9 protein-coding genes and 1 pseudogene are annotated in these 10,096 nt (G+C 68.8%); 7 read left to right on the top strand and 3 right to left on the bottom strand.

The genetic code is table 11. From position 1 onward, the window contains the following. A partial coding sequence (locus BMG07_RS24320) for a PepSY domain-containing protein (protein WP_198086715.1) occupies window positions 1-1,263 on the top strand: 1,263 nt, incomplete at its 5' end. Here BMG07_RS24320 and BMG07_RS24315 read toward each other — a convergent pair. After that, a complete protein-coding gene (locus BMG07_RS24315) occupies window positions 1,196-2,422 on the bottom strand; it encodes a D-amino acid dehydrogenase (RefSeq protein WP_198086714.1) in 1,227 nt (408 codons plus the stop codon). The genes BMG07_RS24320 and BMG07_RS24315 overlap by 68 nt on opposite strands. Before the next feature lie 236 nt (window positions 2,423-2,658). Between BMG07_RS24315 and BMG07_RS24310 the strand changes: the two genes are divergently transcribed. The 6 genes from BMG07_RS24310 to BMG07_RS24285 all read left to right on the top strand — a co-directional run bounded on the left by BMG07_RS24310 (window position 2,659) and on the right by BMG07_RS24285 (window position 7,304). Further along, the gene (locus BMG07_RS24310; RefSeq protein ID WP_198086713.1) at window positions 2,659-3,549 is read left to right on the top strand and encodes a transporter substrate-binding domain-containing protein; all 891 of its coding nucleotides are present in this window, start codon (window positions 2,659-2,661) and stop codon (window positions 3,547-3,549) included. A gap of 49 nt (window positions 3,550-3,598) precedes the next feature. After that, complete coding sequence (locus BMG07_RS24305; protein WP_198086712.1) at window positions 3,599-4,351, top strand: aspartate/glutamate racemase family protein; 753 nt, start codon at window positions 3,599-3,601, stop codon at window positions 4,349-4,351. 100 nt (window positions 4,352-4,451) lie between these two features. After that, window positions 4,452-5,348 (top strand): dienelactone hydrolase family protein, encoded by an 897-nt coding sequence (locus tag BMG07_RS24300; protein ID WP_198086711.1) that lies wholly within the window; start codon window positions 4,452-4,454, stop codon window positions 5,346-5,348. A 124-nt stretch (window positions 5,349-5,472) separates the two neighbouring features. Continuing rightward, complete coding sequence (locus BMG07_RS24295) at window positions 5,473-6,375, top strand: ZIP family metal transporter (protein WP_198086710.1); 903 nt, start codon at window positions 5,473-5,475, stop codon at window positions 6,373-6,375. Between the two features lie 139 nt (window positions 6,376-6,514). Next, on the top strand, window positions 6,515-6,727 hold the full coding sequence (locus BMG07_RS24290) for a hypothetical protein (RefSeq protein ID WP_198086709.1): 213 nt from the start codon (window positions 6,515-6,517) through the stop codon (window positions 6,725-6,727). Between the two features lie 37 nt (window positions 6,728-6,764). Then, the gene (locus BMG07_RS24285; RefSeq protein ID WP_198086708.1) at window positions 6,765-7,304 is read left to right on the top strand and encodes a DUF6886 family protein; all 540 of its coding nucleotides are present in this window, start codon (window positions 6,765-6,767) and stop codon (window positions 7,302-7,304) included. Window positions 7,305-7,313: 9 nt separating this feature from the next. Here the strand turns inward: BMG07_RS24285 and BMG07_RS24280 are convergent, their stop codons facing one another. Further along, window positions 7,314-8,768, bottom strand: coding sequence for an amidohydrolase family protein (locus BMG07_RS24280; RefSeq protein ID WP_198086707.1), 1,455 nt, complete (start codon window positions 8,766-8,768; stop codon window positions 7,314-7,316). A gap of 314 nt (window positions 8,769-9,082) precedes the next feature. Then, a pseudogene (locus BMG07_RS24275) lies at window positions 9,083-10,095 on the bottom strand (ABC transporter ATP-binding protein). Window position 10,096: the final 1 nt, after the last annotated feature.

Raw genomic sequence — 10,096 nt, 5'->3', positions numbered from 1 at the left:
GCGCCGGGCAGCGGCACCGTCGTGGTCGACGCGCGGACCGGCGGCGTGCTGCGCGAGGTCGACCGCGCGCGCGTGCTCGCCAGCGCGCAGGCCTACGCGGGCGAGGGCGTGGCGACGGACTATCGCGGCACCATCGACGAAGACGCGTTCACGCATTCGCGCGGGCTCGATGCCCATCGCCCGCTGCATGTGGTCGAGCTGGCTGACGCGCAGGCCACGCGGCTGTACGTGTCGGGCAAGACCGGCGAGGTGGTGCGCGACGCGCCGCGCGTGGAGCGCCTCTGGAACTACGCCGGCGCGTGGATCCACTGGCTGTATCCGCTGCGCGGCACCGCGCTCGACGCCTATTGGGCCGACATCGTCAACTGGCTCTCCATCGTCGGCATCGCCGTCACGTTGACGGGCACGGTGGTGGGCGTGATGCGCTGGCGCTTCAGGCGCGTCTACAAGAGCGGGTCGCACTCGCCGTACCAGGGCTTCATGATGCGCTGGCATCACATCAGCGGGCTGCTGTTCGCGCTGGTCACGCTGACCTGGATCTTCAGCGGGCTCATGTCGATGAACCCCTGGCGCGTGTTCGACGGCAAGGCCGAGGCCCTGCGCGTCGATGCGATGAACGGCGGGGCGCTGGTCGTTTCGGCGCAAGACGCCGCGCCCGCTGCCTTGCTGGCCTCGATGGGCGGCAACGTGCGCGAGCTGAGCTGGGTGCGGCGCGCGGGGCAGACGCTGGTGCTGGCCAGCACCGCCACGGGCCGGCCCGCCGTGCGCGATGCGCTCACCGCGCAGCCGCAAGCGATCGACCCCGAAATGCTGAAAGGCGCGGTCGCCCGCCTGCTGCCCGATGCCGTCGCGCGCATCGACGTGCTGAGCGCCTACGACAGCCACTACTACACGCGCGAGCCGCACACCATGACCGGCGGCACCGACAAGCCGCTGCCCGTGTGGCGCGTCGTGTTCGTGGATGCGTCCGCGAGCTGGGTGCACGTCGATCCGCTGACCGGCGCGGTCGTCGGCCGCAGCGACAGCGGCCGCCGCGCGAGCCGCTGGCTGTTTGCCATGCTGCACAGCTGGGACTGGCTGCCGCTGCTGGAACGCCGCCCGCTGTGGGACGTGGTGCTGGTCGTGCTGAGCCTGGGCGGCGCGCTGTTGAGCCTGACGGGTGTGGTGATCGGCTGGCGGCGCCTCGGCCGCAAGCTCAGGGCGGCGAAGCCGCGGGGTCCAGCGCCCGCGCAACCCGCTGCGCCGACCCGAAGGCCAGCGTGAATCCGAGCGCGCCGTGGCCGGTGTTGAACAGCATGTTGGGCGGCGCGCTTTCGAGCCGGCCGATGATCGGCAGGCCCTTGGGCGTGGCGGGCCGCATGCCGGTCCAAGGGTGCAGTTCTTCAAGCCGGCTCGCCTGCGGGAACACCGCGCGCGTGGCCGCCGCGAGCGTCTCGATGCGCGTGGCCGGAATGCTCGCGTCATGCCCCACCAGCTCGGCCATGCCCGCCACGCGCAGGCGCGAGCCGATGCGCGCGAACACCACCTTGCGCGCGCTGTCCGTCACGTTCACGCGCGGCGCGGCGCCGGGCGCGGGATCGACCTCGACCGTGATGCTGTAGCCCTTGAGCGGGTACACCGGCAAGTAGGCGCCGAGCGCGCGGCCCAGCTTGTGCGAGGCCGAGCCCAGCGCCATCACGAAGGCGTCGGCCTGCAGGTCGCCGTCGCTGGTGCGCACGGCCGCGACGCGGTTTCCGCTGCGTGCGAAGCCGTGCACGTCGGTGCCGAGCATGAAGCGCACGCCGCGCGCGCTCAGCGCGCGCATCAGCTCGGCGCACACCTTCAGGCAATCGGCCGCGCACTCGCTCGGCGTGTGGACCGCGCCCGCCATCTGCCCGCGATAGCTGGCGAGCGCGGGCTCGATGGCAATGCATTCGTCGGGCGTGACCAGCCGCTGCTCGCTGCCCATGGCGCGCTGCAGTTCGAGCTGCGCGCGCGCGCCTTCGAGCGAAGCAGAGCTGGCATAGAGCACGAGCTTGCCGGTGGCCGAGAAGTCGCAGTCGGGCGCGATGTCGGCCTGCATTGCCTCGAAGCCCGCGCGGCTTTCGGCGGCCAGTGCGAGCAACTGTGCCGTGGTGTCGCGCGAGGTTTGCGCATTGCAGGCCGCCAGGAACGCCATGCCCCAGCGCCACTGCAGCGGGTCGAGCTGCGGCCGCAGCTTGAGCGGCGAGGTGGGCGAGAGCAGCAGCTTGGGCAACTGCTTCCAGATCGACGGATCGGCCAGCGGCTGCACATACGAATAACTGAGCTGCGCGCCGTTGCCGCCGCTTGCGCCCGCACCGGGCGTCGCGCGATCGATCACCGTGACCTGGTGGCCCTGGCGTTCGAGCTGCCAGGCGGTGGCCAGGCCCACGATGCCGGCGCCGAGCACACACACATGCATGGGAGGCAACTTTCCGGGAGTGATGAAAAAGAGGAGGCTACGTGGACTTTAGGGGCGCGAGGCACCGGGCGCCCATGCCAATTGCACGGTGGCCCATAGCCAAAGTGCATGCCTGGGGGGCGCTTGGCGTCCACCCATAACCTTTAGGCATGGCCCGGGTTTCAATTGGAATTATTTCAGCGGGCCAGTCCTTCCTACACTGACCTTCTGTTCAATTCAACCGAACGAGGGCTCGAATGAAACTCTCCGTCCTGATGGCGTCCATGGCCGCCGCGGTGCTCTTCACCGCCACGGGTGCGCAAGCCGCCGACACGCTGGCCAAGATCGCCGAGTCCGGCAAGATCACGCTCGCCTACCGCGAGTCGTCGGTGCCCTTCAGCTACCTGGACGGCCCCAACAAGCCGATCGGGTTCGCGGTGGAGCTTTCCAACGCCGTGGTCGAGTCGGTGAAGAAGAAGCTGAACAAGCCCAACCTGCAGGTCGCGCTGATGCCCGTCACCTCGCAGAACCGCATTCCGCTGATCACCAACGGCACCATCGACCTGGAGTGCGGCTCCACCACCAACAACACCGCGCGCGGCAAGGACGTGGCCTTTGCCATCAACCACTTCTACACGGGCACGCGCCTGCTGGTGAAGAAGTCGTCGAAGATCAAGGACTACGCCGACCTCGCCAAGAAGACCGTGGCCAGCACCACCGGCACCACCAACGCGCTGGTCATGCGCAAGTACAACAGCGAGAAGAACCTGGGCATGGACATCGTGCTCGGCAAGGACCACGCCGACGCGTTCCTGCTGGTGCAGAGCGATCGCGCCGTGGCCTTCGCCATGGACGACATCCTGCTGTTCGGCCTGATCGCCAACGCGAAGACGCCGGCCGACTACGAAGTGGTGGGCGAGTCGCTGCAGGTCGAGCCCTATGCCTGCATGCTGCCCAAGGACGACCCGGCCTTCAAGAAAGTGGTCGACGACACCTTCGCCGCCATGATGAAGAGCGGCGAGTTCGAGAAGCTCTACAACAAGTGGTTCATGCAGCCGATTCCGCCGAAGAACGTGCCGCTGAACCTGCCGATGAGCCCGCAGCTGAAGGACAACCTCAAGGCCCTGAGCGACAAGCCCGCGACCTGATCGACTCAGGGGCAGTGGAAAAGAAGAAGAGAACCGGATTGAAAAGGACATGGCAGTGACGCAGGTGGTCGGCATTCTTGGGGGCATGGGCCCCGCGGCGGGCGCCGATTTCGTCCGGCTCTTCGTGCAGGCCTGCGCGCAGCAGATGCGCGCGCGCGGCGAGCCGGTGCGCGACCAGTCCTTTCCCGAACACTGGCTCGCGCAGGTGCCGGTGCCCGACCGCACCGACGCGCTGGCCAGCGCCGAGCAGGGCGCGCACCAGCCGCTGGAGCCGATGCTGCAGGCGCTGGGCCGGCTGGCCGCGCTGGGCAGCCGGGCCGTGGCCATCGCCTGCAACACCGCGCATGCCTGGCACGCCAACCTGCAGGAGCGCTTTCCGCAGGTGGAGCTGCTGCACATGGCGCGCGAGACCGCGCGGCAACTGGCGGCGCAGGGCGCGACCGACGTGGCGCTGATGGCCACCGAGGGCACCTACCGCGTGCGCCTCTACGAACAGGCGCTGGCCGAAGCGGGCCTGGGCTGCCACATCCCGCTGGCGGACGAGCGCCAGGCCATCACGCGCGGCATCTTCGAGGGCGTGAAGGCCGGCAACATGGCGCTGGCCGAGCAGTGCTTTTCCGACGTGGCGCTGCGGCTCGCGCAGCGCCACGGCCCCGTGACCATCATCATGGGCTGCACCGAGGTGCCGCTGGGCCTGCAGGGTTCGGCCGCCGTGGCGGGGCTGGACCTGATCGACCCCGCGCAGGTGCTGGCCGCCGCGCTGGCGCGCCGGGCCTACGGCGTACAGCACCAACCCCACTGAATTTCGGGACATAGGGGCACGGGCCGATTTCGCCTACATTGCGGCGGTGCGTTTTTTCGCGCGGCGCCCCTTGCCAGGCGAATCCACTGGAGCCCCTTTCATGTCCCTCGACGACAGCCGTTCCGACTTCGACTCGCTGCGCCCCGGCGCCAGCACAGGGCAGGGCGCCACGCGCCGCACAGCGCTGAAGGCCGCCATCGGCGTGGGCTACGCGGCGGCCGTCATGCCGGTGGTGGCGCAGACCGCCGTCACCACCTCGTCCGAAGGCCTGAAGGCCGGCCCCGTCAAGTACACCGTCAACGGCTTCGACGTGCCCGCCTACGCGGCGGCGCCCGCCGGCAAGACCGGGCTGCCGGTGATCCTGGTCGTTCAGGAAATCTTCGGCGTGCACGAATACATCGCCGACACCTGCCGCCGCTTCGCCCAACTCGGCTACCTGGCCATCGCCCCCGAGCTGTATGCGCGCCAGGGCGACCCGCGCGGCTACACCGACATCCCCAAGCTGCAGGCCGACATCGTCACCAAGGTACCCGACGCCCAGGTCATGGCCGACCTCGACGGCGCGCTGGCCTATGCCAGGGCCAACGGCGGCGACACCGCCAGGGCCGGCATCACCGGTTTCTGCTGGGGCGGGCGCGTCGTGTGGCTCTATGCCGCCGCCGGCAAGGTCAAGGCGGGCGTGGCGTGGTACGGCCGGCTGGTCGGCCAGGCCAGCGAACTGGCCCCGAAACACGCCGTCGACGTGGCCGCCAGCCTGCAGGCGCCGGTGCTCGGTTTGTATGGCGGAAAAGATCAAGGCATCCCCCTTGACACGGTTGATAAGATGAAAGCTGCTCTGGCCAATGGAACCGCGGCGGCCAAGGCATCGAGCTTCGTCGTGTATCCCGAAGCAGGCCACGCATTCCATGCCGACTACCGCCCCAGCTATGTCAAGAGCGCGGCGGACGACGGCTGGCAACGCGCCACGGCCTGGTTCAAAGCCAATGGTGTCGCCTGACTGAAGACGGCGCCTTGTAGCCACCCCCGCCGAAGGCCGTCCGATGTGACGGCCTTTTCTCTTTTTATGAACGGGCAACGGCCCCGAGACTGTCTCGACGGCCGCCCCACTTGCGCAAGCAGCTATGAATTTGATAGTCATCATCGTGGCAACCCTGGTTGCCGGTATCGGGAGCGTCTGGCTCGCGGCCCTGTTGTTGAAAGTGGGCGTGCGCAACGGCTCGGGCGGGGTCAACCCGCAACACCTGCTGAGCCTGGCGGCGGGCGCGCTGCTCGCCACCGCCTTCATGCACCTCTTGCCCGAGGCCTTCGAAAGCCGCATCGAGCCCGCGCTGCTGTTCGCGGTGCTGCTGTTCGGGCTGGTGTTCTTCTTCCTGCTCGACAAGGCCGAGCTGTGGCACCACGGGCATGAGCACCACCATGGCGGCGAGGCCGACGCGCACGCGGGCCACGACCATGGCCACGCGCATGGGCATGGGCACGGCCACGACCATGGCCATGACAACACGCCGCGCACCGGCGGCTGGGCCGTGCTGACCGGCGACAGCGTGCATTGCTTCGGCGACGGCATCCTGATCGCCTCGGCCTTCACCGCCGACATCCGCCTGGGGCTGGTGGCCGCCATCGCCGTGCTGGCGCACGAGATTCCGCACCACATCGGCGACCTCGTGGTGCTGCGCCAGAGCTCGGCCAACCAGCGCGCGGCGCTGGTGAAGGTGTCGCTTGCCGGCACCATGACCACGCTGGGCGGCATCGCGGGCTGGTGGCTGGTCGACCAGCTGCACAGCTGGCTGCCGTACTTCCTGGTGCTGGCCGGCAGCAGCTTCGTCTACGTGGCGCTGGCCGACCTGATTCCGCAGCTGCAAAAGCGCCTGCCCGCCCGCCAGACCGCCGCGCAGATCCTGTGGCTGGCGGCGGGCATCGTGCTGGTCACCGGCGTGAGCCGCCTCGCCCACGGCGAGCACGGGCACGACCACGGCCATGGCGACCCCGGGCACGGCGAGCACGGCCACGTGCACAAGGACTGAGCGATCTGCCCGTCCGGTGGACGCGGTGGACGGGCACGCGGGAAACTTTCCGACACCGACGCTGCGTGCCGGATGAACCGCAACGGCTGAAACAGGCGCACCATAGGGGGCCTGTCAGCAATCAGCCGAGGAACCGATCATGACCAAAGTCGCCGCCACCGCGCGCGCCGCTTCGCCCGCCGAAGACGACGAAGACAACACGCCCGCCGACGATTTCGAGGAACCCGAGAACGAGGGCTCCGACGACCTGTCGGACGAAACCGGCATCGACCTCACCGATGCGAGCGAACTCGATGCCGACAACGTGCCGGCCGACGAAGAGTTCGATCGCGTGATGAACGCGCCGGACTGACCCCGCCAGCCGTGCTCCGGGCGGCTACGCTCAGGGCATGCACCTGTTTCATTTCAGCGACGACAGCGACATCGATCGCTTCGACCCCCGTCCGGTTCGCACGCCGGCCCCGCGCCGCCCGGGCATGGACTGGCTCAACGGCCCGCTGGTCTGGGCGATTGCCGAAGACCATCAGCAGCTGTACCTCTTTCCCAGGGAATGCCCGCGCATCGTGATGTGGGCGCATGCCGGCACCAGCGCGAGCGACCGGCAGGCATGGCTCGGCGATGCGGCGCCCGGAACCTCGGCCATCGCGTACATCGAGGCGCGCTGGATGGAGCGGCTCGCGCAAGCGGCGCTCACGCGCTACGAATTGCCGAGCGAGCACTTCGTGGACATCGACGACGCGGGCATGTGGGTGTCGCGCGATGCGGTCGTGCCGCGCGACGTAGTCCGCCTGTCCGACCTGCGGGCCGCGCTGGCCGCATGCCGCACCGAGCTGAGGGCGGTCGATTCCCTTGTGCCCCTCAAGCCGGTCTGGCAATCATCGATGCATGCCAGCGGCATCCGGCTGCGGAATGCCGCCGACTGGGCATGAGGAACCGCTTCAGGCCGCGTCGCGCCGCGTGATCACCTGCCCGTTGCGTGCCCCGCTGTGCACGCCGTCGCGCCAGGTCACGGCGCCGTTCACGATCACCGCGTCGATGCCTTCGGCCGCGCGCGTCGGCGTTTCGTAGTCCGCGGTGTCGCGCACCGTCGCGGCGTTGAAGATCACCACGTCGGCGTGGTGGCCCGGCTTCAGCGTGCCGCGTTCGTGCAGGCCGAAGTTGCGGGCCGTGAGCCCCGTCATCTTCCACACCGCCGTCTCCAGCGGAAACAGGCCGACGTCGCGGCTGTAGTGGCCCAGCACGCGCGGGAAGGTGCCCCACAGGCGCGGGTGCGGCTTCTCGCCCAGTGGAATGCCGTCGGAGCCGATCATGGTGTCGTCGAACGCGAGGATGCGCTGCACGTCGTCTTCGTCCATCATGAAATAGATCGCGCTGCCGGGCTGCAGCCGCTGCGCCGCCACCTCGCCCGACACGCCCCATTCGGCCGCGATGTCCTTCAGGTCGCGCCCCGCGCATTCGGGGTGCGGCACGCTCGACGCGATGAGCACGCGGCCTTCCATCATCCCGCGGTCGGTGCGGATCATGGTGGAGCCGGCCGTGTACGGGTAGCAGTCGAGCCCGATGCACTGGTGCTGCATCGCCTCCTTGATGAAGGGCAGCGTGACCTGGGTCTTGCCGAAGTTGTGCGTGTTCTGCACCTTGTGGTGCGACACCACCACCGGAATGTCGAGCGCGCGGCCGATGTGGAAGGTTTCTTCGAGCGACTCCATCACGCGGTCGCTCTCGTCGCGCATGTGCGTCACGTACAGCGCCTTGCGCGAGGTGAGGGGGCGGCCCACTTCGATGATCTCCTCGGTCGTCGCCTTCACGGCCGGTGGGTAGAAGGTGCCGGTCGACATGCCGATGGCGCCGGCCTGCATCGCTTCTTCGACCAGCGCCTGCATGGCCGCGATTTCTTCGTTGTTCGCGGGCCGGTCGAGGTCGGCCATGACGACGGCGCGCAGGGTCGAGTGGCCGACCATCGCGGCCACGTTGACGGAAGAGGGTGTGGCGCGCAGCGCATCGAGATAGGCCGCGAAGCTGGTGAAGCGGCCTTCCGCCGGCGACTCGAGCAGGCTCAGCGGCATCGGCAGTTCCATGTCCACGCGCAGCGGCGCGGCGCTGATGCCGCAGTTGCCGGCCACCACGGTGGTCACGCCCTGCGACACCTTGAACGGCATCTGCGCCTGCGACAGCACGGCCTGGTCGTCGTGGGTGTGCGAGTCGATGAAGCCGGGCGCGACGATGCGGCCGGTGGCGTCGAGCGTCTGCTCGGCGGTGTGGCCCGCAAGGTCGCCGATGGCGGCGATGCGGCCGTCCACGATGCCTACGTCGGCGTTGAAGCGCGGCGCCTTGGTGCCGTCGATGACGGTGCCGCCTTGGATCAGCAGGTCGTAGTGGGGGAGCTTGTTCATCTCGGTCCTTTCATGTGTTGTCTTGGGCGGTTTCGTTCAGGGCGTGTGCACAGGACACCGGGTACTCCCCTCCGCGAATGTCCCCCGGGGCTTCGCCCCTCCTCCTTTATTTCGCTGCGGGGAGCACCCGATGCCCTGCGCACTTGGGCACGCTGCTGGTACTCGCCGATCAACGACCACCGCGAAAAGCGGTCACGCTGATGGGGTGCCTTGCGCAGCGAAATAAAGGAGGAGCCCGAAGGGCGGGGGACATTCGCGGAGCAAGGCACCCCGTCGGCGTGATCGCACCCTGAACGAAACAGCAACGGGTCATCTCAACGGAAGTGGCAAGCAACCCAATGACTGCCATTGGAAGACGCCGGCCGCTCGGTCAGCTCGGGTGCCTTCTCCTTGCACACGGCCTGCGCCATCGGGCAACGCGTGTGGAAGCGACAACCCGAGGGCGGATTGGCCGGGCTCGGCGGGTCGCCCTGCAACAACATGCGGCGCGCGGGCGTGCGCGGGTTGGGCACGGGCACGGCCGACAGCAGGATCTCGGTGTAGGGGTGACGTGGCGTGGCGAACAGCGTGTCGCGGTCGGCGATCTCCACGATGTGGCCCAGGTACATCACCGCCACGCGGTGGCTGATGTGGCGGACCACGGCGAGGTCGTGCGCCACGAACAGGTAGGCGATGCCGAACTCGGCCTGCAGGTCCATCAGCAGGTTGACCACCTGCGCCTGCACCGACACGTCGAGCGCCGACACCGGCTCGTCGCACACGATGAGCTTCGGGTTCAGCGCCAGCGCGCGCGCAATGCCCAGCCGCTGGCGCTGGCCGCCCGAGAACTCATGCGGAAACTTTTGGCGGCCTCGGGCCGCAGGCCCACGCGCGAGAACAGCCACTGCACGCGCTCGCGTCGTTCGGCCGCGTCGCCCATGCTGAAGTTGCGCAGCGGCTCGGCCACGATGTCGCCGGCCGTGAGGCGCGGATTCAACGAGGCATACGGGTCCTGAAAAATGATCTGCAGGTCGCGCCGGCGCATGCGCATGTCTTCCTGCGTGAGCGTCAACAGCTCCTCGCCTTCGAGCTGCACCGAGCCCGCGCTGGGCTCGACCAGCCGCAGCACCGACTTGGCCGTGGTCGTCTTGCCGCAGCCCGACTCGCCGACCAGCGACAGCGTCTCGCCGCGCGCCACCGAGAACGACACGCCGTCGACCGCCTGGATCGAGGGCTTGCGCGGGCTGAGCCAGCGCTTGGGCGAGGTGTAGTGCTTGCGCAGGTCGCGCACCCGCAGCAGGGGGGCGGCGCTACTCGTGGTCGTTGTCGTCGTGGTTGTCGTTGTCATC

Origin of the sequence: Variovorax sp. E3, from assembly GCF_016082275.1 — a bacterium.
Taxonomy (GTDB): Bacteria; Pseudomonadota; Gammaproteobacteria; order Burkholderiales; family Burkholderiaceae_C; genus Variovorax.
The sequence above is the reverse complement of the archived record's forward strand: the minus strand, read 5'-3'. Positions and strand labels throughout refer to the sequence as shown.

What these genes read in the sequence shown, in the direction of transcription:
- BMG07_RS24295 (WP_198086710.1), top strand. Translation starts at nt 5,473, where the DNA reads ATGAATTTGATAGTCATCATCGTGGCAACCCTGGTTGCCGGTATCGGG.
- BMG07_RS24280 (WP_198086707.1), bottom strand. Translation starts at nt 8,768, where the DNA reads ATGAACAAGCTCCCCCACTACGACCTGCTGATCCAAGGCGGCACCGTC.
- BMG07_RS24285 (WP_198086708.1), top strand. Translation starts at nt 6,765, where the DNA reads ATGCACCTGTTTCATTTCAGCGACGACAGCGACATCGATCGCTTCGAC.
- BMG07_RS24305 (WP_198086712.1), top strand. Translation starts at nt 3,599, where the DNA reads ATGGCAGTGACGCAGGTGGTCGGCATTCTTGGGGGCATGGGCCCCGCG.
- BMG07_RS24290 (WP_198086709.1), top strand. Translation starts at nt 6,515, where the DNA reads ATGACCAAAGTCGCCGCCACCGCGCGCGCCGCTTCGCCCGCCGAAGAC.
- BMG07_RS24315 (WP_198086714.1), bottom strand. Translation starts at nt 2,422, where the DNA reads ATGCATGTGTGTGTGCTCGGCGCCGGCATCGTGGGCCTGGCCACCGCC.
- BMG07_RS24310 (WP_198086713.1), top strand. Translation starts at nt 2,659, where the DNA reads ATGAAACTCTCCGTCCTGATGGCGTCCATGGCCGCCGCGGTGCTCTTC.
- BMG07_RS24300 (WP_198086711.1), top strand. Translation starts at nt 4,452, where the DNA reads ATGTCCCTCGACGACAGCCGTTCCGACTTCGACTCGCTGCGCCCCGGC.